The following is a 22,903-nucleotide window of genomic DNA, read 5'->3' as shown; positions in this document are numbered from 1 at the left end:
ATACTTTTTCACTAGTTGAAACAAGCTTTATCATTAAGATTAACTTGCTCGTTAGTGATTAATTAAACCGTAGTCAGTATCTAAAATTGCAATCACTTCTTGGCGCGGATCATTGGGTATAACGATCTCTTTACCGACAATTTTGCTAGCAATACCCACATAAGTGTCAGACACTTCAAGCATTACTGACTCAGGTAAAATATAATCTTTTGCTAGCTGCTCACGCTCAGCCATACGGTCTTTATTTAATAATACATCACTCTCTGGCACGTTATTAATTAACAGCTGACGGAAGCCTTCCTTTGAGTTTTCAACAATTTTGCCATTCTTATAAGATGCTTCATCCCAAATACGCGATGAATCTGGTGTCCCTACTTCATCAATATAAATAAGCTGCTGAGCACCATTTAAATCTTCTACGTAACCAAATTCAAATTTGGTATCAACGAAAATCTGGCCAAGCTTAGCTAACTCATTACTAATTAGCTCGAACCCTTCTACCAATAATTTTTCATATTTGGTGACATCGTCAGCCGATTTAAAATTGAAAACATCTAAGTTGTTCGTAATATTTTCACGCGTAATATTTACATCATCAACGGCAGGAATATCAGCCACCCCTTCTATAATACCTTTAGTAGAAGGAGTAATGAGTACTTGCTCAAGCTTTTGATTCGCTTTTAAGCCCTCTGGAAGTTGCAAACCACAAAAGTGTCTTTCGCCTTTGGCGTAGTCGCGCCACATACTGCCGGTAATATATTGACGAGCAATCGCTTCAACTTTAACTGTACTGGCTTTACGAACAATCCATACGTATGGATGAGGAATATCAACAATATGATTACCCGCCAAACCGGCTTCATTAAACATGTTAAACCAATGAGCAGCGACTGAGTTTAATGCAATCCCTTTACCAGGAACGCCATTTAGGCCATTTTCACCTTGCCATATGCAATCAAAAGCAGAAATTCTGTCTGAAATAACCATAATGGCTAATTCAGTATCGGCAGGAACGTTATAGCCTTTTTCATTTATTAAGCGTTTGCTATCTGCATCAGTTAACCAATAAACTGAACGCACTTTGCCACTGTGTACTTTACCTTTAGTACGAATGGGTAAGTCATCGTTTACGTCTAAAACTTTATAGCTAGTCATGCTATCTCCGGGGTTTGGCATGCTCAAAGAGCAAAGTATGGAATTGGGGTTAGGCGCTCTATAATAATCTAGGCAACCACAAAGCTCAATCTTAGGCTAAAAACAAATCATCTCAGAATATTTATCTAGCTGACGCATTGGGGTAAACTTGCATGATTACTTGCCCTGAGGAGCTAGCTTGAACTATTTAACTGCCACTAAGAATAAGAAATATTTAATGTATATTTCCCAAAATTATTCCTATGCTATTTTAAGGCCTTTGCAAGCAGAAATATTAGCTCAAGGAGGGGAAGTTAAATGGTTTTTAGAGGGTGATAATGTTAATCCAGACTTTCTAAAAAGTGATGAAAAAACGCTAAACTCTATTCATGAAATAAATCAATGGGAGCCTGACGCAACCTTTGCACCAGCGAACTCCATCCCTACATTTTTTCCCGGAAAGAAAGTGGCTGTTTTTCACGGCTTTGATGCAGGAAAGCTAAACAAAAAAGGCCAAAACGATCATTTTAAAGTGCGGGGCTGCTTTGATTTATATTGTACACAAGGCCCAAATACAACGGCTCCATTTACGGCGTTACAAAAAAAACTGGGTTATTTTAAGGTAGTAGAAACAGGTTGGCCTCCCCTAGATCAATTTTTTAACGGTAACTCAAAGCCTAGCCATATTGATGAAACAGACTCCCGCCCAACGGTATTGATCTGCTCTACGTTTTCAAAAAGGCTATCTCTTGCACCTAAACTTTATGAACAAATAAAACACTTTAGCGAAAGCGGTAAATGGCGACTATTAGTTCAGTTTCATCCGAAAATGCCGCAAGAGTGGGTTGATAAATACAAAGCATTAAGTAATGACAATCTAACCTTTGTTGAAACAGATAATGTTATTCCATTACTGCAATCTGCTGATGTAATGCTGTGCGATACTTCATCCATATTACTGATGTTTTTGGTACAACGAAAACCGGTTGTAACGTTTTGTAATAAAGCACCTGAAAAACACTTACTTGATATTACAGATAAAAATAACGTTGAAGCCGCAATAGACTATGCACTAACTTACCCAAAAGAACTTGTGGATAATATTGAAACTTTTTGCCAAGAATTACACCCATACACAGATGGTAAGTCAAGCCAACGAGTACTTTGCGCAACCAATGAACTGTTGCATAGTGATGAAAAGCTCAAAGCTAAACCACTTAATCTTATTAGACAATTTAAAATGCGCAAAAGACTTAACTATTGGAGTTGGTAAGACGTTATGATCAACCTTGAGAATGTATCTTTTAAATGGCATAAAAAAGCAGCCAGCCCCACTCTCACTATTGAGCAACTCGCCATTGATGAAGGTGAACATGTTTTTTTACATGGGCCAAGCGGCAGTGGTAAATCTACCTTACTGGCACTACTAGCAGGCATTAATGTAACCACTAGCGGCCAACTTTGTGTTTTGAACCAAAATCTAAGTGCGCTTACCAATGCACAGCGCGATGCATTTAGAGCGGATCATATTGGCTATATTTTCCAAAACTTTAATTTACTGCCTTATTTAACCCCATTAGAAAATGTATGTTTAGGGTGCCAATTTTCGAAAAAGCGTCAGCGACACGTGCTCAACCAAACTGAGAGTTTAACCAAAGAAGCTGCCCGACTTCTCAACGCACTTGGGTTAGAGCCGCACCTTCATAATCAAAATGTTGCCACTTTGAGTATTGGGCAACAACAGCGAGTTGCTGCAGCACGCGCATTTATAGGCAGTCCTGAACTTATCATTGCCGATGAGCCTACTTCAGCACTTGATACCCAAAATCGTGAAAGCTTTATTAAGCTGCTATTTGAACAAGCAAAAAAAAGTAACAGCACGCTTGTTTTTGTCAGTCACGATGAAACATTAAAGCCTCTCTTTAACCGCACAATCGACTTAGTAAATTTACAAGGTGATGTATGATTTTATTTAAACTTGCCTATAAAAGTTTGCTAAATAGACGTGCCAGCGTATTACTGACATTGCTCACTATTGCGATTAGCGTCATGTTATTACTCAGTATTGAGCGCGTTCGCGTAGATGCTAAAAGTAGTTTTAGTAATACCATTTCGGGTACCGATTTAATTGTTGGCGCACGCACGGGCGATATTCAATTACTACTGTCCTCGGTGTTTAGAATTGGCCACACCAATAATGGGGTGAGTTGGCAAAGCTATCAATACATAACAAAACAGCGCGGGGTTAAGTGGAGCATTCCTATTAGCCTTGGCGATAGCCACAAAGGCCAAGCAGTCTTAGGCACCACACTCGATTATTTTAAGCACTATCGATTTGCTAAAAAACAGCCCTTAGCATTTGAACAAGGGAAGGCTTTTTCTAGCATCAATGAAGTTGTTATAGGTAGTGAGGTTGCAAGTAAACTGGCCTATAAAATTGGTGATGCAATTGTAATTTCTCATGGTATGGGAAACACTAGCTTTCATCATCATGATGATAACCCTTTCAAAGTGGTTGGTATTTTAAAGCCTACTGGCACCCCTGTAGATAAAACCTTGCATGTACCGCTGGCGGCAATTGAATTGATCCATGGTGGCGGCCATGACGATCATCATGATCACTCAAACCACGCACTAGTTGGCCATCCAAAACAAATTACCGCCTTTTTAATGGGCTTCGACTCACCACTTTATACGCTACAAATTAGGCGCAACATAAATCAATTTAAACCAGAACCTCTATTAGCGATTATGCCCACAGTCACACTAAAAGAGCTTTGGGAAATGCTGGCAATAATAGAAAAGATCCTACTGCTATTTTCATTTTTGGTGGTTATTATTAGCTTGCTCGGTATGTTAACCACACTGCTGGCTAACCTTAATCAACGCCGCAGAGAACTGGCAATACTGCGTTCTGTGGGTGCCCGCCCTTGGCAATTATTTTCACTGATCAGTATAGAATCACTACTCACCACCTTTTTAGGCTGCTTGGTAGGCTGTATTTTATTTTATGCGCTTATGGGTACGACGGCAGGTTACTTACAGAGCCAAGCTGGAGTGAGTATTAATATCAATATGCTCTCTGACTATGAACTCACTTTAATTGGCGTTATTATGGCCGCGGGATTCATTATTGGCTTGATCCCCGCTACACGCGCTTACTTTTATTCTCTTAGTGATGGTATGAGTATAAAAATATAAACTTTAGGATGATCATGACGTTGTTTAAAGTAACTACACACTTTTTAATGCTCTTAAGCGCAGTGCTAATTAGCTTTGCTAGCATTGCAAATCCACCGAAGGAAATTTTTTGGGAAGACTTGATCCCACAAGGGCATGTGCAAATAGATAGCCAAGCACAAGCTAATCACGAAGGCAGTGAGCAAAACTGGGTGCAACCTGATTTGGACGCGCCGGTTGTCAAAGCACTTGATGGGCAGTCTGTTAGCTTACCTGGGTTTGTTGTGCCACTTGAAGGTGACAGCGAACTTATTACCGAGTTTTTATTAGTCCCTTACTTTGGTGCCTGTATTCATGTGCCACCCCCACCGCCAAACCAGCTGGTTCATGTAACTATTAAAGGCGGTGTGCCTATCGATAGCTTATATGATGCGATTGTTGTAACGGGCGTTATTAAAACGCAAACTTGGTCTGGCGAAATAGCCCAAGTGGGTTATCAAATGCAAGCTGTCGGTGTTGCTCCCTTTGAGCTTTAATTCTTAAAATAAAACCCACTTTTAAAGTGGGTTTTATTTTGTTCTATCAACCACCCGTCCTTATATCTCGCTCAAGTTCAGACTGAGTTTTACTGGATGACAAGTCGACTTCACCGTACTCTTATTGCTTTCATCTTCGTCAGAGCTAAAAATTGTGTAGCTATAGTCTGTTTCAACCTCACCACCTAAGCACTCATGCTCTGCAAATACTTCATCTCCATAACCCTCTGGCATTTCTTTTGACGCACACCCACTGAGGATCAGAAATGTTATTAAAATTGATATTACTTTCATATTAATCACCTTAAAAGAATACAATATAAATTATAGTTCATACTCAAAATGCCATGAAGGAAGCTTGTTGAGTAATGGCAGAAGTGCTTTTTCTTTTCTTAAATCACGACGCTCTCTCTCCAATAGCTCTCGCTCTCGGCGTAACTCTTTATTTTGGCTACTTGACGCTTTATCACTCGCTAATTCATTACTAATAGATTGCAACCGCCAATTAATCTCATTGAGTCGATCATCTATCTCGGCTTTTCTTGCTTCAAATTGATAACGCTCATTACCCTCTTGCCATGCTTTTCTAAACTGTGTGTCATTACAAACCCCGTTATACGCATCGCCTCGTAAACCGAGAGTAAAGCCATTTTCAGGTTCACAAAAGGCTGCGAGCCCCTGTTTGTAACCAGCTTGATAATCATCTAATTTTGCAATGATGCCAAATTCACTACAAGCAGATATGATTTCTCTGCCATGTTCAAATGTATACCCTTGCTCACCATGACTAAAACCTAGATTTGTCCAATTGGCCTGTATACATTCATCCTGAGACAAAGAAGAGCATCCTGATAGAGGTAGTAGAAATAAAATAAACATACAACGGCTAAACATGCTATTTCCTAAAATGTCATAGACTATTCAAGTACCCATTTTAAGAGATACTCGTTTAAAGTGAATGATAAAAATGTAACAAGCTATTCTAATTCCGTTGAAGTTTAAAATTTACGACAAAACTTAATCCCTTCATCACTAAAAATAACATGAGGCACACTTATAATATTAAAAAGCTGCCTCATAGATATTTTCTTTATCTAACCGTTTGAGTCGGATTAGTTGGTACATTATTTTGCTTCATTATCCAACGGGCTATGTTATCTTTTCGCATAAATTTAACACCTGCATGCTGTTTTGCATATTGGATAAAATCATCAAGCGCTTTTACCCGTGCTGGTGTGCCTGCAATACGGTCATGAGTACTAATCGACATCATCCGTCTTTTGTGCTTACCTTCGGCGTATAACACATCAAATTCATCCTTTAACTCTTGCAAGTACGCTCGAGCCGTCATAGCTGTGCTTCCTGAGTAACGCACAATGTCGTTATTACGAAATGTATAAGGTACAACCACAAAAGGCTTACTATTTACTGGTGTAAAAGAAGGCTCATCACGCGATAGATCATCAATATGATAAATAAACCCCTGCTCTTGCAAAAGCGTAAGTGTATTTTTTGAGTGTCTCATCCAAAATGCATTAAAGCCAACCGGCCGCATGCCTGTGACTTTTTCGATAATATCTGCACTTTTAATATATGAAGCGCGCTCTTGTTCAACACTCATAGAATATTGTGGTGTCCATGTTTGGCCGTGACCTGATGCTTCATGCCCTCGTGAAACCACTTCTTTAGCAAGTGCTGGATTTAATTCCACAGCCCTACCCACCATATGAGAAGTAACTTTAATATTATGTTTATCCCATAGATCAAGTAATCGTGGGATCCCTTCATTCATCCCATACTGATACCAAGTAGGCGAAATCGTGTCGTGATAACCCTGCTCTATTTGAGGAAACGGCCCTGCATCAGAGCTATCTTGTGCTGTTGCCTCAAATTGCATTGAAATAGAAATCACTAATTGTGCATCATCAGGCCAATAGCCTGATTCATCAGATAATGGGGCCGCACTTAACAGCCTACTGCTACACAGTGCTATTAAAACAGTGAGTAAAGGTAAAGCCTTCATTTTTTATCTCCTAAGCTAATTAACGCGGTCCTGCCGTTACTGTGATCTCGGCTGTTTGCAAAGAGTGCTGATGTAAGAAAAACCCTGTAAGTGCACTTGTTGCTCCTTGTGGAACAGCTAATTTTTCTACATCCAATGCATACACTTTATAGGTATAGCTATGCTTGCGTCCTTCTGGTGGACATGGTCCAAAGTATCCCGGCTTACCCATATCTGTATTACCTTCAATGGCTCCTTTGGGCAAAGTCGTTGAAGATAATGAGTTACTAGTAAAAGGAATATCATGTACTACCCAGTGCCAAAAACCACTGCCAGTTGGTGCGTCATTGTCATACACTGTCACGGCAAAGCTTTTGGCTTTTTTAGGCGCATTTTGCCATTTAAGTTGTGGTCTAACATTACCCCCCTGACAACCAAAGCTATTCCAATATTGCTCACTCTTTATTGCCTGCCCTGGCTGTAAGTCAGGGCTCGATAAACTAAATTCAGCCGCAAAACTGACGCTACTAAACAGCCCGCTGATCAGTAAAGTAACTGCTGAGTTTGAAAAGTTAACCATTTTCAGTCCTTATATTTTCAGTTAAAACGAAAGTTACTTTTGATACGCTGGGTAATCGGTATAACCTTTGGCTGTACCTCCAAACAATGTTCTCCCATCGGTAATGGTGTTTAGTGGCAGTTGCTCTTGAATACGATACGGTAAGTCTGGGTTAGCAATAAAACGGCGACCAAATGCAATATAATCAGCAAGACCTTGTTCAATAAGCTGCGCACCTGAATACTCGGTATAATTACCGGCAACAATAATCGCGCCACTAAAATACTGACGAAGTGCGGCTCTAAACTCTGGTGTTACACTAGGTGCATCGTCCCAGTCCGCTTCAGCAAGATGAATATACGCAATACCAATTTGCTCAAATTGCTTTGCTGCTAATAAAATAGTGTCAATTGCTTCACTATCATCCATACCACGCTGAGTGATAAAAGGCGCTAATCTAACACCCACTTTATGAGCGCCAATGGCATTACTAATTGCGCTAATAATTTCACAGGCAAAACGAATACGATTTTCTTGGCTACCGCCATATTCATCTGTGCGTTTATTTGCTGAGCGTCTTAAAAACTGATCAATCAAATACCCGTTACCTCCATGTATTTCAACGCCATCAAAACCAGCTTCAATCGCGTTAATTGCCGCTTGCTTATAATCATTTACTATTTCTTTAATTTCTTTAACACTTAGTGCTCGTGGGGTTGGGCAGTCAAGCATCCGCCCTTCTCCATCATCGCCTACCACCCAAACTTGTGCATCTGGAGCAAGTGCAGATGGGGCAACTGGCGTTCCATCATGATGAAATGAAGAGTGCGACATTCTACCAACGTGCCAAAGTTGTAAAAATATTTTACCGCCTTCTTTATGCACAGCTTGTGTTACTTGCTTCCAACCTTCGATTTGTTCTTGCGTGTAAATACCTGGCGTAAATGAGTAACCTTTGCCCTGAGCAGAAATTTGTGTTGCTTCAGAAATAATCAGTCCTGCAGTAGCACGCTGCGCATAATAAGTGGCCATCAGTTCAGTAGGAATATCGCCCGGTTGCGCAGTTCGCGAACGGGTCATAGGTGCCATCACAATTCTATTTTGCGTAACCATGCCACCGAGGGTTTTAGCTTCAAATAAGGATTCTATAGACATAACTAACTCTCTTATAAATAATGTTTATCTGGATTTAAATTAAATTTCATCACTGCTAAATAGCATTTCGACTTTCATCTCTTCAGGCCCAGGTATAAATACTTGATGCTCTAGGAGCTCTGGCACGGTTCGCTCGAAATAACTTATACCTGTTTGCGCTAAGCGACTTTTCAATCCTTGATAACCTATGCTACGAATGGCAATGTGATCTACCACTCCTCGGCCTTGGGTTTTGCTGTTTAATGCTGATAAGTAACCCTGTTGCGCTTTATTACCAGCGGCATTAACCAGATGAATCAAAGCAACGTTATCGCTGCCGTATAACCACGCTCCTTCGAAAGGAAAAGGCGGACGATACCCTTCACTTAGCCCAACTGAATTAATAAAGAACCGTCGCATCGCCTGGTAATCACAACTAGAAATTAATACATGATCTAAACGCATAAACTTTCTCTGTTGATAATGAGTACAACCAGTTTAACTATTTACTTAAATTTGATAATTGAGTTAATATCAAAAACACTATTCATTAATACTGAATTATAAAGAGTGAGGAACGATGGCTAAGATTGATGATATGCAGCTTTTTGTTCATGTGGTGCGCTCTGGCGGGCTTGCTGCAGCTGGGCGAAAAATTGGTTTATCGCCTGCGAGTATGACGGCACGTATCAACCAGCTTGAAAATCACTATCAAACCCGACTCTTAATACGTAATACTCGCAGTATTAAATTGACCGAGGCTGGAGAGCAATTTTATCAAGGCTGTTTAAGAGTAATTGCTGAAATTGATGCCACAGAGCAAAGTATTCAGCTTAGTAAAAACACCCTTTCGGGTAGTCTCAAAATAACCGCACCCTCTGACTTTGGTAAACAGTTTGTTGCCCCTGCAATAGCTAAATTTGTAGCACAAAACCCACAAGTTAAACCACACCTGCATTTAACCGATGGCTTAGTCAATTTAGTTGAAGAAGGTATTGATATTGCTATTCGCTTTGGAAACTTACCCGATAGCAATTTGATTAGCCGAATGATCAAGGCCAATCAACGTGTGTTATGTGCTTCAGCTGAATATTTAAAAATACATGGCCAACCTTTGCAGCCAAGCGATTTATTAAATCATCGCTGCCTAGTAATGGAGCGATTTGGTCAATCGATGAATGATTGGCATTTTAAAGATCAAATAATTCGCGTCCCTGTGGCTATGAGTAGCAGTGATGGTGCGGTGATCAGACAATGGGCAATTGATGGTGCCGGGATTGCTCTAAAATCAATGGTAGATATTAGCGATGATCTGACAAAGGGTCATTTAGTGACACTACTTGATGACTATATTCTCGGTTTTAGTAATAAAGATAAACAACAGATTGGCTTACAGTTTCTTTACCCATCAAGGCAATTTCAGCCACGACAAGTTGTCGCATTTATGGATTTTTTTCAGCAGCAAATTTAAATAAACAGCCGACAAAATAAAACCTTGAAAGCATGCACTTCCAAGGTTTTATTTGCAGTATTTGGCAGTAATAAAATTAAGCAGTGCCACCTACCGTTAACTGATCAATTTTCAGGCTTGGCTGGCCAACACCTACTGGGACACTTTGACCGTCTTTACCACAAACACCTACGCCTTTATCAAGCGCTAAATCATTACCTACCATAGAGATTTGTTGCATAACCTCAGGGCCATTACCAATTAATGTTGCCCCTTTAATTGGCTGAGTAATTTTACCATTTTCAATTAAGTAAGCTTCTGAGGCACTAAACACAAACTTACCTGAGGTGATATCCACTTGGCCGCCACCAAAATTAGGGGCAAACACGCCTTTTTTAACCGTGCTGATAATATCAGCTTGGCTGTGCTCGCCACCTAACATGTAAGTGTTAGTCATACGTGGCATTGGTAAATGCGCGTATGACTCACGACGTGCGTTACCTGTTGGGTTTACCCCCATCAAACGCGCGTTCATTTTATCTTGCATATAGCCTTTTAAAATACCGTTTTCGATAAGTACGTTATAGGCTGCAGGCGTGCCTTCGTCATCCACATTAAGTGAACCACGACGATCAGCCATAGTACCATCATCAACCACAGTACATAGCTCTGAAGCGACTTTTTGCCCTACTTTACCGCTAAACGCAGACGCGCCTTTACGGTTAAAGTCACCTTCTAGACCATGACCGACTGCTTCGTGTAACAACACGCCTGGCCAGCCATTACCTAATACTACTTCCATAGTACCGGCTGGGGCATCAATAGCTTCTAAGTTTACCTTAGCTTGACGAACGGCTTCTTCTGCAAAGCCCATCCAACGCGGCTTGCCATCAACAAGCTCTTTAAAGTAACCATAGTCTAGGCGTGCGCCGCCACCAGCACCGCCACGTTCACGGCGACCATTCTTCTCTAGCAATACAGAGCAGTTTAAACGGATCAGTGGGCGAATATCGGTAGCAAAAGTGCCATCGCTGGCTGCAATTAATACTTCTTCGTATACCGCAGACATTGAGCTAATAACTTGCTCAGCATCAGGGGCTAATTCGCGGATATAATTTTCAAGCTCACGTAACAAATTAACTTTATCGGTATCGCTCATGCTAGAAATTGGTTGATGCGGTGAAAACTGCTGTTTTGCAGCCACATCACTAAATACTTTAACCGCTTTATCTTCACCGGCATCGGCAATACTACGTGCAGCCGTGGCTGCTTTGTTTAACGCTTCAAGATTGATTGCATCTGAATACGAAAAACCGGTTTTTTCACCACTAACAGCCCGTACGCCAACACCACGCTCAACATTATAAGACCCTTCTTTAACAAGGCCGTCTTCTAATACCCAAGACTCATGATGACTCGATTGAAAATAAAGGTCGGCATAATCAACTTTGTGCTGGTGAATATAAGCTAATGTTTTTTCGAGTTCTTCTCGATTTAGCTGGCTGTCGTGTAATAAATGCTGTTCAACCGAATTCATAATAATGGCTCTCTAAATCGTTGGTGAGATTGCAGCGGCATATCTCGTCTAATTTTGTGTAACTGGTTTAAATCTAAGGTGCAACTAATAAAACCAAGCCCTGTTGGTTTTTCACTTAATGTTTCACCCCAAGGCGATAACATCAGGCTGTAGCCATAAGTTTGTCTACCGTTTTCATGTGTTCCATATTGCGCTGCAGCAATAACATAACACTGAGTTTCTATGGCACGTGCTGCAAGTAGCGGCTGCCAATGCGCTTTACCTGTTGGAACAGTAAACGCACTGGGTACTAATATAATTTCTGCGCCTTTACGAGCTAAGGCATTGAATAAACCAGCAAAGCGCAAATCATAACATACTGTTAAACCAATTTTACCAAAGGGAGAATCAACAACCACAATCTCATCGCCCGCTTGAGTAAAGTCAGACTCTCGGTAACTGCCGGTCTGGTCATCTACCTCAACATCAAATAAATGTATTTTGTTATAACTTGCAACAATATCGCCTTGGTTATTAAACAAGTGTGAGGCAGCGTAATATTTATGTTGGTTATAGGGCTCTGGCATGGTGCCAGCATTTAACCAAATATTGTGTTTACGGCACAATTCACTGAGTTGCTGTTTATATTGTTCAATACGCTGAGACACTAACAACGTATCACCAGCGTGTTTACTAAACACTAAAAACGCTTCTGGTAAACATACTAACAAAGGTCGCCGGCTTGGTAATTCAGCTAAGGCTTGCTTTAAGGTGGCAATGTTATCATCAGGATTTAAGCCTGAGCACATTTGTAATGCAATAATCGCAGGTGTTGTACTTATAAGTGATTTACTCATTGCGCTGCGCTCACCTCAGCATCTTTAAGCTTTAACTCTGAAGATGCTTGCGGCTGATTTTGTGCTGCTTGCGGTAAAGTCACCTCTCGGCTCTTACGATCTAACTCTTGTACCTGAGGATCGTTCATTTTGCCCGTCACTTTAAAGTTGATCTCTGAGATCACTCGCGCAGAATGAATCACTTTATCAATTGCTAAAGCTGCAAGCCCCGTTACTGGGTTAACCATCCAAGCCACAATTACCGGAATGCTCGACGTTACTTGCGGTGCTACTGCTAAGTCGTAGTCAATTTCGAGAGTATTTAAATTTGCATACCCTTTAATAGAGAGATCGGCAGGTACCCCATCCATTTTAGTATCTTGGGTATAGGCAATGCCCTTATCTATCTGCATCGTGCCTTTCATACTGTTATAAAAAAAACCTTTAGAAAATACATCTCTAAAATCAAGCTTTAACTTACGCACTAATGAATCAAGGCTCAGTAATGAAAATACCCGTGCGCCTCCATCACTCACCTCAGTTAAATGGCCTTCGCCTAAATCCCAACTAATTTCACCGTCTAAACTAGCAATATCTAAATTATAAGGTGCCGCTTGCCAATTTAATTGATAATTTAGATTGGCGTTTGAGTCTTTAATAGTGGTGGTAATATCAAATTCATTAAATAAGGCGCCAATATCATCACTTTTAAGTTCGCCGCTCATTGCCGTTAAACCATTTTGCCATTGCCCTTTAGTGCGCAATATATGATCGCCTTTATCCACCACTAGCTCAGAAATAAGTAGCTTTTTACCATCGCCTAACAATGAGGCGCTGACTTTATCTAGCTGATAATCGCTAATCTTACAATCGGCACACTCAAACTCAATAGCTGGCAAATTTGTAAGCCATGCAAGTTGTTCAGGAGATGATTTTTCGCTCGGTAGTTCTGGTTCGGTATCTAAAAAATTAAGCCTTAAATAGTCGCTGTTTATTCGAATCGGCTGACTTGATTGCTCGCTGGGAATGAACACCTCTGCTCGCAATTCTTTGGCATTGAGTTTTAATTGCAAGTTATTATTTAAGGGCGATAAACGCATATCAAAATCATTAAACTGCATGCCACTCACATTAAAAGAGTTAATATTCGCAACAACCTCATACAAAGGCGGCATAATACCTGGCGATTCACTCTCTGGCTGCGCTTTAGCTGCATTAATAATTTGATCAATTAAATCAATCCAAGGTAATAACTCACTTTGCGCTAAGTTAATACTTACCGCTAAATCTTGCGCGTTAAGCCCTAAATCTTTGTTGCCAATTATAAAGTGGGCGTTATTAAACTGTGATTTAGTATTGTCTAGAATGGCATTAAAATAAACTAGCTGATCAACGTTTGCGGTGATCAAATTAGATATATCATCACCTTGAATAACCGCACTCAGTGGCCAAGCTTGCTCACTGTTTTTTGTATATGCTCCAGGTAAAGAACTACTTAAGCCAATAAGTGGCGATTCAACTTGGGCACGATAGTTAAACCCTTGCTCGGTAAAATTAAGCTCCAAAGCAATATCAACATCACTTTGCCCACTTAAGTAACCATCTAAAATGCCTTGACCATGGTTTATGAGTGTTTGTGCATCAAGCTGAGCATTTATATTTATATTAGCGCGATAATCCTCTGCGTTTGCGTCACTATTGTAGTTAATAGTTAGTGGCATACCAAGCCATGTAGCCGTTGCATTTGTAAGGTTTATTTGTTGATTATTAAAGCTAAGTTCACCCTTTAAATGCTCAAGAGAAATACCAGGCGCAGAAATGTAGAGAGGTGAGTCGAGTAAATTAACCTTACCACTGACACTGGCTCCCCCCTCAAATTGTGAACCTATTAGCAATTCAATATTTGCACTTGCAAGACCCTGTCCTTGCACAACATTAAAAATATCAGCTAATGGATTTGCTAAAGGCGTAGCGGCAAAAAAATCGTGCATTTTTTCAAGCTCTGCTTGCTTATCAATACTAACTACCAACGGCGCATCGCCCATTAAGTCATCAATACTTACATGGACACTACTGCCAATATCAAGGTTTACCAGCTGGCCTTGCTGACTATATATGTCCATTCGCTCATTAGCAAAATGCAGCTTTACATTGGCATTAGTTACTGCTGGCCAATCGGGATCGAATTGATAGGTGGCATTGTCTATTTGTGCTATTACATCAAACTGCCCTGAACCATCGTCAAATGGAAAGCCTGATAGTGGACCAGAAAATAACACCTGAGTATTTGATACTTCGCCTGCTTTTATTGCACCATTTAAATAACTAACTAAGTCAGGGCTCATTAACGTTAAAGGAAAATAGTGACCTGCAATACTGGCATCTGGTGCAAACGCTTCAGCATATAAATCTAAGCGTGGCGTATCACCCAAACTCAGCTGCATTTGTGCGCTTAAAGTCACCTCATTGTTATCAAGCCACAGGTTATCACTGCTAATATGCCAATCGCCTGAGCGCTTAGCTAAATCAAGCTCAATATTTAATTGGTTATAATCAATATTATTACTAAAACTAGCACCTGTAATTAAATGGCTGTTCTCACTAAAAATCGCAATGCGACCATACTGCTGATTAACCAGCCCATTAACTCTTAAAGATTGAGCGGCGGGTACAGCGTTTTTTTCTTGCCAGCTAATTTCGTCAGCATCAAACCATAATTGCCATTGCCTTGCATCGGCAAACTCAAGGTACGCAGTCTTTATTTGTCCGCTAGGTTGGCGTGCTAAAAAGGGGGCTAAATCGGTAAAATTAGTCAACTCAGCTAAATCACTCAATAGCGCTAAATCAAGTTGCTGTAGCCATACTTTATTTTGCTTACCCAATAAGGCTTCAAATTCAAGGCTTGGCCAAGTGGTTTCACCGGTGCTAAATGCTAAGCCTGTGCTTTTTAATCGCCAGCTATTTTGCTCAGGGTATAAATGAAATCCCCCTTCACTTAGGCTTACATTTTGTGTTTGTTCATTGAGCTGCCAATTTACCGCGCTCGGTAACCACTGAACTTTTACGTCACTCACTAGGCCTTGCTCTAATCTAAGCCAAGCTTGTAAATTTAAATCGCTATGCAGTTGCTGCTTTTGAGTATTAATATATTGCGCTAACCAATTTGACACATCAACCTGATTAGCCTGCACATACAAATCACCCACCATTTGCTCTAAGGTTTCACCCTTAAGGGCAATGCGTGCATCAAAATTCCCCACCGAAATACCCGGTAATGCTAGACTGCCACTACCAAGATGTTGTTTATCTTGGTTTTGCCATACAATGTTTTCTAATAACAGCTTGCGTTCTTTGTTATCTTCTAATACAAAGTTGATACTGGAGTTTTCTATTGCAAAATGACCGGTTTCACCTAAAAATAGCCCTTCTATTAATTCTTTTTGTTCAAATGACACATCATCTTGGTTGCCGACAAATAAATTCGCGACATTAACCTTGGTATGAAAACCATTAATGACAAAGTAATTCGACTTAAGTTGAAGAGACTTTAAGCTTTCCCAAAGATTTAGCTCTAAACTGGTTTTCGCAATAGTTAAAGAGATAGGGGCGGTTTGGTTGTCTTTAAATGATAATTCTTCGAGCACTAGGGCTGGGCCATTACCTTGCCAACTTGCCGATATAGCGCCTATCGATAAGCTGATATCAAACTTGCTATCAAGGTAATTTTCTATGTCGCCTTTATAATCATTTGCGTAAGGTAAGGTGTATTTTAAAATAGAAACAATAACGGCCAGTAGCACCAAAATTACAGCACTTATTTGCCATAATTTGCGTACACAAAAGAAACAGGCCGCTTTAAACTTCATTACATCATTACCACATCAAACTGCTCTTGGCTGTATAAGCTCTCTGTTTGAATATTAACTTGCTTACCAATAAATAACTCTAACTCTGCAAGGTTATGATACTCGTCATTTAATAGCGCTTCACATACTGCTGGGGATGCATAAACTACAAACTTATCAGCAGCATAAGCGCGATTAACACGCACTATTTCACGAAGGATTTCATAGCACACAGTTTCTACCGTTTTTTGTGAACCACGTCCTGAACATGCAGGACATACATCACACAGTATATGCTCTAAACTTTCGCGAGTTCGCTTGCGGGTCATTTCAACTAGTCCCAATGCCGACAAACCATTAATATTAGCTTTGGCACGATCTTTAGAAAGCGCAGATTCTAATGAATGCATTACTCGGCGTTTGTGCTCATCGCTGACCATATCAATAAAGTCGATAATAATAATACCGCCTAAATTACGCAGCCTTAGTTGACGGGCAATAGCTGAGGTTGCTTCAACATTAGTATTAAAAATAGTTTCTTCAAGGTTACGGTGACCAACAAATGCACCGGTATTAACATCAACCGTGGTCATTGCTTCGGTTTGATCTATGATCAGGTACCCACCAGACTTTAAAGTCACCTTACGATGCAATGCCTTTTGAATTTCACTTTCTACATCAAATAAGTCGAAAATGGGGCGCTCACCCGGATAATACTCAAGCACTTGCGATAATAACGGCACAAACTCTTCAGTAAACAGCTTAAGCTCTTGATAGGTCAGCTTAGAGTCAACACGAATGCGCTCCATATCTTCGCCCACGTAATCACGTAACGTTCTAAAAGCTAGCGTAAGATCTTCATGCAAAATACTCGCTTTGCTGGTTTTACGGCGTTTAGAAACTATTTTATCCCACAGTTTTTTTAAAAACGCAGCATCGTGACGAAGCTCAGCTTCACTTGCACCTTCAGCGGCAGTTCTAACAATAAAGCTGCCGTTTTCGTCGCCATATTCAGCAACAATTTTTTTAAGTCTAGCGCGTTCCTCTTCCGTTTCTATACGCTGACTCACACCAACATGCGTCGCATCGGGCATAAATACTAAATAGCGTGACGGTATAGTAATATCAGTAGTTAAGCGAGCACCTTTACTGCCCAGTGGATCTTTAACCACTTGCACCATGATGTACTGCCCTTGACGAACAAGCTCACGAATATCTTGGACTTTTTTAATTGGCTCGTCGTCAACACCTTCAACAATAGAGGCACTATTGACGATATCTGAGGCGTGTAAAAAGGCGGCTTTCTCTAAGCCTATATCAACAAAAGCAGCTTGCATTCCCGGTAGCACGCGACTTATTTTACCTAAGTAAATATTGCCTACTATGCCTAAATTACCAATACGCTCTAGCTGAATTTCTTGTAATACACCGTTTTCTATTAGGGCAACGCGACTTTCACTTGGCGTGACATTGATCAGTAGTTCTGTACTCATGCTACCCTCTTAAGAATGTATTTAATAATTGTTCTGTCTCATATAAAGGTAAGCCTACAACGGCAAAATAGCTACCCGAAATATGCGTTACAAAGCGTCCACCTAACCCTTGGATACCGTAACCACCGGCTTTATCTTGAGGCTCACCCGTCTGCCAATAAGCGTCGATTTCTGCATCATTGAGTATTTTAAAAGTAACATCAGTACTGACAACACAGCTAAGTACTTTTTCTGGTGTGGCAAAAGCGATAGCAGTTAACACTTGATGAGTATTTCCTGATAAACGCTTTAAGGTGTGAGTAAAGTCTTGTTTATCTGTGGGTTTACCTAAAGATTGATTGTCAATCACGACTACAGTATCGCTGCCTAAAACGGGGCGGTCGGTATACCCTTGCTCTACCCCCATTTGCGCCTTTAAACGCGCTAAGCGTTCGACATAATCATATGGGAGTTCGTTAACAAGCTGGCTTTCATCAGCATCAACACTAAATTGTGAAAATTCGACACCCAATTGGGTTAAAAGCTCTTTACGACGGGGAGACGCGGAAGCTAAATATACTGCGCAAGTCATTATCTGATCCTAAAGTGTCTACGGTATTTTCTAAGTAATAAAAATACCCATATCCAACTCAACATGCCTGTTAATACAGGCCATAAGTAATGTGGGCTAAAATAAACGCCAAGTAAAAAGTGATTTAACCAAAACTGCATTAAATGATAAAGCGTTAAAAATAAGCCAATTAAAAGGCTTTGTTGCCACAATGAAAAATTGCGAATTTTTTGAAAGTTACTTGCCGTAACAAAAATACATACCGAGTAGGTTAATGAGTTTACACCTAAAGAAGAACCAGTAGCTAAATCAATCAATAACCCAACCACCCAGGCTGTGCCTATATTTAAGCGGTGAGGTAAAGCCAAAGACCAATACATAAGCACCAACAACACCCAGTCAGGACGGAATGGTTCAAGTGAAAAAGGTAATGGCATCAATGCCACTACCAATGCAAAGAAAATACTTAACGCAATTAATAACGTTTGGCGGTTAATCATCTCCCATCAACTCCTGCTGATTTAGCCATAACACGACTAATAGTCGAATTCTGTCTAATTGAGCTATCGGCTCAGCAAATACTTGCGCAAAAGGTTGACCTTCATCACGGGTTATTTCTGTGATCACCGCAACCGGGTAGCCTTCAGGAAATGTGCCACCAAGGCCAGATGTAACAAGTACATCGCCAATACGTACATCTAAACTATGCGGCACATGCGACAGCTTCAGTACGTTAATTTTACCAATACCTTCAACCACTGTTCGCACGTCATTACGCAAAATACGCACAGGAGTGGCGTGGGTGGTATCGGTAATTAATAACACTCGTGACGTGGTTGAGCCCACTTTAGTCAACTGCCCCACTAGTCCCATATCATCAATTACTGCTTGGCTTTCACTTAAACCATCGGTAGTTCCTCGATTTATCACCACTTGATGACTATAAGGATTTGAATGAACAGAAAGTACTTGAGCAATAATTTTACGATTGGTATGTTTTGAAGACGAGCCCATTAATGCTCTTAGTTTTTGATTTTCTTTTGCTAAGAATTCATATTGCTGGATTTGTTCGCTCTGCAATACTTGCTTTTTTTTCAGGGCTTCATTCTCAGTAAGCAACTGCTCGCGGGTATGCAAACTCTTGGCGCTAAAGCTAAATACTTCGTAAGGCAGGTTGGCAACATAAATGAGAGGGGTGACTAAGGTATTCAAACTGGTGCGAATATTTTCACCACCCTTTGTGTATTTATCTCCAAGGATCAATACGATACTCAAAAGCACTGCGACAAAAAGTCGCAGTTGCAAAGAGATTGTTTTTTCAAACATTGATTTCATTAATCGTAACTAAAAACGTCACCACCGTGCACATCAATCATCTCCAGCGCTTTACCGCCGCCACGAGCAACACATGTAAGTGGATCATCAGCAACAACTACTGGAATGCCAGTTTCTTCCATGAGTAGGCGATCTAAATCTTTTAGTAATGCGCCACCGCCAGTTAACACCATGCCATGTGCTGAAATATCAGATGCCAGTTCAGGAGGTGATTGCTCAAGTGCAACCATTACTGCACTTACAATCCCCATTAGCGGCTCTTGTAATGCTTCTAAAATTTCATGCGAATTAAGTGTAAACGAACGAGGAACACCTTCTGCAAGGTTACGACCACGCACTTCGATTTCTACTGGTTCGTCTGTTTTAAATGCAGAGCCAATTTGATGTTTAATATTCTCAGCCGTGGCTTCACCAATTAAGCTACCAAAGTTACGACGAACATAATTAATAATGGCTTCATCAAACTTGTCGCCACCAATACGTACAGATGACGAGTAGACAACACCATTGAGTGAGATAATAGCCACTTCGGTTGTACCGCCACCAATATCAACAACCATAGAACCCGTTGCTTCTGATACCGGTAAGCCAGCACCAATTGCAGCAGCCATAGGCTCTTCAATTAAGTAAACTTCACGAGCGCCTGCACCCATCGCTGATTCGCGAATTGCACGCTTTTCAACCTGTGTAGCGCCACAAGGTACACAAATAAGTACACGTGGGCTTGGTCGCATAAAGTTATTGTTGTGCACTTGCTTAATAAAATGCTGGAGCATTTTTTCGGTCACATAAAAATCAGCAATCACACCATCTTTCATCGGACGAATAGCTTTAATATTACCAGGCGTACGTCCTAACATTTGCTTAGCTTCTGTACCTACAGATGCAACACTTTTAGGTCCACCAGCACGTTCTTGACGAATAGCAACTACTGAAGGTTCGTTTAATACGATCCCTTCTTCTTTTACATAAATTAGTGTGTTGGCTGTACCTAGATCGATCGATAGATCGTTTGAAAAAATACCACGGAGTTTTTTAAACATGAGGCTGGATGACCTTTGAAATTCGTTCTTATTTTAGTTGCGCTTACTTTAACATTCTCAATGTAATGAGCAATATAAAGCGCAGCCGTCTTTGTAATCATTAAAAAGAGGAAGCGTTTGCTTCCTCATTAAATATTATTGTTCGCTCATTAAGCGAAAGCCAATGTAATTAGCTCTAAAGTCTGGCGCTAGGATTAAACGCGTTGAGGCACGAGCAAGGCTAGGTGCAAAATTCCATGCGCCGCCACGAACCACTGCATTTTTTTTATTCTCTGTGCTACCCGTCCATTCCCATACATTGCCCACGGTGTCGTATAAACCAAATGCATTTGCAGAAAAAGACCCTACCGGTGCAGTGCGTTTGTTTGACCATTCGCTACCACACCAACCACAGTTTGCTAAGTTTTTACCAATTTCGTTACCCCAAGGGTATTCAGTATCTGTACCTGCACGCGCTGCATATTCCCACTCAACCTCTGTAGGTAGGCGATACGTTTGCGCTGTTTTATCAGAAAACCATTCTGCGTAAGCTACAGCATCATTTTTTGTCAAACACACAGCTGGAAAATCACTAGTTTGCTCAAACCCAGGAGCTCGCCAGTTTAAGCTTGCTTCCCAAACGGGTTCGCCATTTAGATAATAAGCACACCCTTTGCCTTTTTCAGCTTCAGTCTTATATTGCGTTTCGTTTACAAACTTCTCAAATGCGCCGACAGTGACTTCTTTACTTTGCATAACAAACGCTTCACTAATCGTTTTTTCAACAACGGGACGCTCATTTTCCAGTCCATTGCCGTTAATATCGCCCATTTTAAATGTGCCAACAGGGATTACTACCGCTGACGAATCCACTGTTGGTGGCTGCGTATCAACTTCCATTCCTTTAGGGCAATCTGCTTGTATTATTTGCTCTCGCTTTTTAGTCGGTGCAGCAATCGACTCTGACTTTTTTTCTAACTTAGCGAAAAGTGTACGTGTCTTCTTTAAATCAATACGTGCTTTGTAAGGAACATAACCGTCTTTGCGTATTTCTAATTTGTGTAAACCACGCGGTAACCTTGTTACTAAGCGAGTTGAGCCAACACGAATGTCGTTAATAAAAACTTCATCGCCATGCACGTTTGAGCGCAAAGTTAACTGGATTAACTGATCTTTCTTTTGCTCAGCGACCACTTTTGGCTTTTTGTTAGCTGTTTTTGCAACAACAGCGACCGATTTATTATCCGCATTATCGCTGAATGTTAACTGACTATCTGAAAAAGTAGTGCTATAAGCAGGCTGATAAGTATTTGTCAGCGGGGTACCATACTCTGAACAAAAACTGTTATTTACACTTAATAAGTGACACAAACGGCTACTGTTTACATCTCCACGCATAGTAACGCTTAAATTGACGTTGTAATCACCTTGCCCGCTAAAAGCGCTCTTAATCACATGGCTACTTAAAATCTGTACTTGCGCTCCTGCCATATCTCGCTTAGGTTCGACAAGACGCTTTTCGGTAAGGTTTTCAAATATTTGATCTAAAAAGCGCTTAGTCGCCTTTTTCAGCCCCATCTGCTGTCCGCGTTGCTCACATGCCGCTAGTGTTTCAGTACGCTTACAATTAAGGGTGTGGTCGACTTCAAGTGTCCCTTCACGGGTAAATTCGTTGCGCAATCGCTCTACACGCGCAGTGGTGTATTGCACTTTTAAACTTTCAATAGTGTTCTGAAGAGCATGTTTATCAGCGCGAATTTGCTCAATATCTTTTAGATGGGATGCAATTGCCGCCAATTGCATAGAGATATCATTTTTGTTTTGTTCTTGGTCAACAACGGCTTTTTGATAACGAGATTGCGCCTGCGTAATATCAAGCGATGGATTATTAATTAAGCGTCGATACATGTCATTCATCGCATCCAATGCTTGATTTTTTTCTTTATCAAGTTGTGTTGAACGCGCTCTAAGCAGTTCAAGCTGGGTTTGAAGCTGATTCTCTTCTTGTAAATATTTATCGAGCATCGTTGTTGAACGAGTGTATTCTGTTTGTTTCGTATTAATCTCTGATTCAATTCTATTTACAGTAGTTGTATCTTGTGCAAATACTGTGCTGGCAAAAAAGCTAGCAGAAATTAATAGAGATAAAGGAGCAATTCGCATATATTCCAGTCCCAAAAAAGCGGCAATTATTTGGTTATTATTATTTTTTATAATAAAACCTTATGCTATGTACTTGAAGCACAAAACACAAGCTTTGTTCATTTATTATCTCAGTTTACAACTATTATCCCGTTTCATGCCAGTAAAT

At 40.5% G+C, this 22,903-nt stretch carries 21 protein-coding genes; 5 read left to right on the top strand and 16 right to left on the bottom strand.

What is annotated here, in order from left to right; translation table 11 throughout:
- Positions 1–51 precede the first annotated feature (51 nt).
- A complete protein-coding gene (locus P3J6_RS06025) occupies positions 52–1,155 on the bottom strand; it encodes a phosphoribosylaminoimidazolesuccinocarboxamide synthase (RefSeq protein ID WP_198522468.1) in 1,104 nt (367 codons plus the stop codon).
- Positions 1,156–1,372: 217 nt separating this feature from the next.
- Here P3J6_RS06025 and P3J6_RS06020 point away from each other — a divergent pair, with 217 nt between their 5' ends.
- Genes P3J6_RS06020 through P3J6_RS06005 form a run of 4 tightly spaced genes read left to right on the top strand, consistent with a single transcriptional unit; the run spans position 1,373 to position 4,850 of the window.
- Complete coding sequence (locus P3J6_RS06020) at positions 1,373–2,407, top strand: CDP-glycerol glycerophosphotransferase family protein (RefSeq protein WP_198523776.1); 1,035 nt, start codon at positions 1,373–1,375, stop codon at positions 2,405–2,407.
- Between the two features lie 6 nt (positions 2,408–2,413).
- Positions 2,414–3,100, top strand: a complete 687-nt coding sequence (locus P3J6_RS06015; RefSeq protein WP_198522467.1) for an ABC transporter ATP-binding protein — start codon at positions 2,414–2,416, stop codon at positions 3,098–3,100.
- On the top strand, positions 3,097–4,335 hold the full coding sequence (locus tag P3J6_RS06010; protein WP_198522466.1) for an ABC transporter permease: 1,239 nt from the start codon (positions 3,097–3,099) through the stop codon (positions 4,333–4,335). Before P3J6_RS06015 ends, P3J6_RS06010 begins: the two co-directional genes overlap by 4 nt.
- Positions 4,336–4,349: 14 nt before the next feature.
- A complete protein-coding gene (locus P3J6_RS06005; protein WP_198522465.1) occupies positions 4,350–4,850 on the top strand; it encodes a DUF3299 domain-containing protein in 501 nt (166 codons plus the stop codon).
- A 60-nt stretch (positions 4,851–4,910) separates the two neighbouring features.
- Here the strand turns inward: P3J6_RS06005 and P3J6_RS06000 are convergent, their stop codons facing one another.
- The 6 genes from P3J6_RS06000 to P3J6_RS05975 form a co-directional block, all read right to left on the bottom strand.
- Entirely contained in the window at positions 4,911–5,144 is a 234-nt protein-coding gene (locus P3J6_RS06000; protein ID WP_232735468.1) for a hypothetical protein, read from the bottom strand.
- Positions 5,145–5,174: 30 nt separating this feature from the next.
- Positions 5,175–5,744, bottom strand: a complete 570-nt coding sequence (locus tag P3J6_RS05995; RefSeq protein ID WP_198522464.1) for a DUF2799 domain-containing protein — start codon at positions 5,742–5,744, stop codon at positions 5,175–5,177.
- A 196-nt stretch (positions 5,745–5,940) separates the two neighbouring features.
- Positions 5,941–6,873, bottom strand: coding sequence for a polysaccharide deacetylase family protein (locus P3J6_RS05990; protein ID WP_198522463.1), 933 nt, complete (start codon positions 6,871–6,873; stop codon positions 5,941–5,943).
- Between the two features lie 19 nt (positions 6,874–6,892).
- Positions 6,893–7,432, bottom strand: coding sequence for a YbhB/YbcL family Raf kinase inhibitor-like protein (locus P3J6_RS05985; RefSeq protein ID WP_198522462.1), 540 nt, complete (start codon positions 7,430–7,432; stop codon positions 6,893–6,895).
- A gap of 33 nt (positions 7,433–7,465) precedes the next feature.
- The gene (locus tag P3J6_RS05980) at positions 7,466–8,566 is read right to left on the bottom strand and encodes an alkene reductase (RefSeq protein ID WP_198522461.1); all 1,101 of its coding nucleotides are present in this window, start codon (positions 8,564–8,566) and stop codon (positions 7,466–7,468) included.
- 39 nt (positions 8,567–8,605) lie between these two features.
- Complete coding sequence (locus P3J6_RS05975) at positions 8,606–9,010, bottom strand: lactoylglutathione lyase (protein ID WP_138607151.1); 405 nt, start codon at positions 9,008–9,010, stop codon at positions 8,606–8,608.
- 115 nt (positions 9,011–9,125) lie between these two features.
- On the opposite strand from P3J6_RS05975, the gene P3J6_RS05970 reads away from it, so the two are divergent.
- Positions 9,126–10,016, top strand: a complete 891-nt coding sequence (locus P3J6_RS05970; RefSeq protein WP_178954756.1) for a LysR family transcriptional regulator — start codon at positions 9,126–9,128, stop codon at positions 10,014–10,016.
- A 76-nt stretch (positions 10,017–10,092) separates the two neighbouring features.
- Here the strand turns inward: P3J6_RS05970 and tldD are convergent, their stop codons facing one another.
- The 9 genes from tldD to P3J6_RS05925 form a co-directional block, all read right to left on the bottom strand.
- A complete protein-coding gene (gene tldD / locus P3J6_RS05965; protein WP_138607155.1) occupies positions 10,093–11,532 on the bottom strand; it encodes a metalloprotease TldD in 1,440 nt (479 codons plus the stop codon).
- On the bottom strand, positions 11,529–12,368 hold the full coding sequence (locus P3J6_RS05960) for a carbon-nitrogen hydrolase family protein (RefSeq protein ID WP_198522460.1): 840 nt from the start codon (positions 12,366–12,368) through the stop codon (positions 11,529–11,531). The genes tldD and P3J6_RS05960 overlap by 4 nt, the downstream gene beginning before the upstream one ends.
- A complete protein-coding gene (locus P3J6_RS05955) occupies positions 12,365–16,213 on the bottom strand; it encodes a YhdP family protein (RefSeq protein ID WP_198522459.1) in 3,849 nt (1,282 codons plus the stop codon). The genes P3J6_RS05960 and P3J6_RS05955 overlap by 4 nt, the downstream gene beginning before the upstream one ends.
- The gene (gene rng / locus P3J6_RS05950; RefSeq protein ID WP_138607161.1) at positions 16,213–17,685 is read right to left on the bottom strand and encodes a ribonuclease G; all 1,473 of its coding nucleotides are present in this window, start codon (positions 17,683–17,685) and stop codon (positions 16,213–16,215) included. Before rng ends, P3J6_RS05955 begins: the two co-directional genes overlap by 1 nt.
- Position 17,686: 1 nt before the next feature.
- On the bottom strand, positions 17,687–18,256 hold the full coding sequence (locus P3J6_RS05945) for a Maf family protein (protein ID WP_198522458.1): 570 nt from the start codon (positions 18,254–18,256) through the stop codon (positions 17,687–17,689).
- Positions 18,256–18,735, bottom strand: a complete 480-nt coding sequence (gene mreD / locus P3J6_RS05940; RefSeq protein WP_138607165.1) for a rod shape-determining protein MreD — start codon at positions 18,733–18,735, stop codon at positions 18,256–18,258. Before mreD ends, P3J6_RS05945 begins: the two co-directional genes overlap by 1 nt.
- On the bottom strand, positions 18,728–19,570 hold the full coding sequence (gene mreC, locus P3J6_RS05935; RefSeq protein WP_171039612.1) for a rod shape-determining protein MreC: 843 nt from the start codon (positions 19,568–19,570) through the stop codon (positions 18,728–18,730). Before mreC ends, mreD begins: the two co-directional genes overlap by 8 nt.
- On the bottom strand, positions 19,570–20,613 hold the full coding sequence (locus tag P3J6_RS05930) for a rod shape-determining protein (RefSeq protein ID WP_013463921.1): 1,044 nt from the start codon (positions 20,611–20,613) through the stop codon (positions 19,570–19,572). Before P3J6_RS05930 ends, mreC begins: the two co-directional genes overlap by 1 nt.
- 135 nt (positions 20,614–20,748) lie before the next feature.
- Positions 20,749–22,755 (bottom strand): SUMF1/EgtB/PvdO family nonheme iron enzyme, encoded by a 2,007-nt coding sequence (locus P3J6_RS05925; protein ID WP_198522457.1) that lies wholly within the window; start codon positions 22,753–22,755, stop codon positions 20,749–20,751.
- Positions 22,756–22,903 lie beyond the last annotated feature (148 nt).

The sequence above is a fragment of the Pseudoalteromonas sp. 3J6 genome (genome assembly GCF_903995135.1).
Lineage (GTDB): Bacteria > Pseudomonadota > Gammaproteobacteria > Enterobacterales > Alteromonadaceae > Pseudoalteromonas.
This window is presented reverse-complemented; position numbering and strand designations above follow the sequence as displayed.

Excerpts from the sequence above, each read along its gene's own strand:
- P3J6_RS06025 (WP_198522468.1), bottom strand. The coding sequence starts at position 1,155 with ATGACTAGCTATAAAGTTTTAGACGTAAACGATGACTTACCCATTCGT.
- P3J6_RS06020 (WP_198523776.1), top strand. The coding sequence starts at position 1,373 with ATGTATATTTCCCAAAATTATTCCTATGCTATTTTAAGGCCTTTGCAA.
- P3J6_RS06015 (WP_198522467.1), top strand. The coding sequence starts at position 2,414 with ATGATCAACCTTGAGAATGTATCTTTTAAATGGCATAAAAAAGCAGCC.
- P3J6_RS06010 (WP_198522466.1), top strand. The coding sequence starts at position 3,097 with ATGATTTTATTTAAACTTGCCTATAAAAGTTTGCTAAATAGACGTGCC.
- P3J6_RS06005 (WP_198522465.1), top strand. The coding sequence starts at position 4,350 with ATGACGTTGTTTAAAGTAACTACACACTTTTTAATGCTCTTAAGCGCA.
- P3J6_RS06000 (WP_232735468.1), bottom strand. The coding sequence starts at position 5,144 with ATGAAAGTAATATCAATTTTAATAACATTTCTGATCCTCAGTGGGTGT.
- P3J6_RS05995 (WP_198522464.1), bottom strand. The coding sequence starts at position 5,744 with ATGTTTAGCCGTTGTATGTTTATTTTATTTCTACTACCTCTATCAGGA.
- P3J6_RS05990 (WP_198522463.1), bottom strand. The coding sequence starts at position 6,873 with ATGAAGGCTTTACCTTTACTCACTGTTTTAATAGCACTGTGTAGCAGT.
- P3J6_RS05985 (WP_198522462.1), bottom strand. The coding sequence starts at position 7,432 with ATGGTTAACTTTTCAAACTCAGCAGTTACTTTACTGATCAGCGGGCTG.
- P3J6_RS05980 (WP_198522461.1), bottom strand. The coding sequence starts at position 8,566 with ATGTCTATAGAATCCTTATTTGAAGCTAAAACCCTCGGTGGCATGGTT.
- P3J6_RS05975 (WP_138607151.1), bottom strand. The coding sequence starts at position 9,010 with ATGCGTTTAGATCATGTATTAATTTCTAGTTGTGATTACCAGGCGATG.
- P3J6_RS05970 (WP_178954756.1), top strand. The coding sequence starts at position 9,126 with ATGGCTAAGATTGATGATATGCAGCTTTTTGTTCATGTGGTGCGCTCT.
- tldD (WP_138607155.1), bottom strand. The coding sequence starts at position 11,532 with ATGAATTCGGTTGAACAGCATTTATTACACGACAGCCAGCTAAATCGA.
- P3J6_RS05960 (WP_198522460.1), bottom strand. The coding sequence starts at position 12,368 with ATGAGTAAATCACTTATAAGTACAACACCTGCGATTATTGCATTACAA.
- P3J6_RS05955 (WP_198522459.1), bottom strand. The coding sequence starts at position 16,213 with ATGAAGTTTAAAGCGGCCTGTTTCTTTTGTGTACGCAAATTATGGCAA.
- rng (WP_138607161.1), bottom strand. The coding sequence starts at position 17,685 with ATGAGTACAGAACTACTGATCAATGTCACGCCAAGTGAAAGTCGCGTT.
- P3J6_RS05945 (WP_198522458.1), bottom strand. The coding sequence starts at position 18,256 with ATGACTTGCGCAGTATATTTAGCTTCCGCGTCTCCCCGTCGTAAAGAG.
- mreD (WP_138607165.1), bottom strand. The coding sequence starts at position 18,735 with ATGATTAACCGCCAAACGTTATTAATTGCGTTAAGTATTTTCTTTGCA.
- mreC (WP_171039612.1), bottom strand. The coding sequence starts at position 19,570 with ATGAAATCAATGTTTGAAAAAACAATCTCTTTGCAACTGCGACTTTTT.
- P3J6_RS05930 (WP_013463921.1), bottom strand. The coding sequence starts at position 20,613 with ATGTTTAAAAAACTCCGTGGTATTTTTTCAAACGATCTATCGATCGAT.
- P3J6_RS05925 (WP_198522457.1), bottom strand. The coding sequence starts at position 22,755 with ATGCGAATTGCTCCTTTATCTCTATTAATTTCTGCTAGCTTTTTTGCC.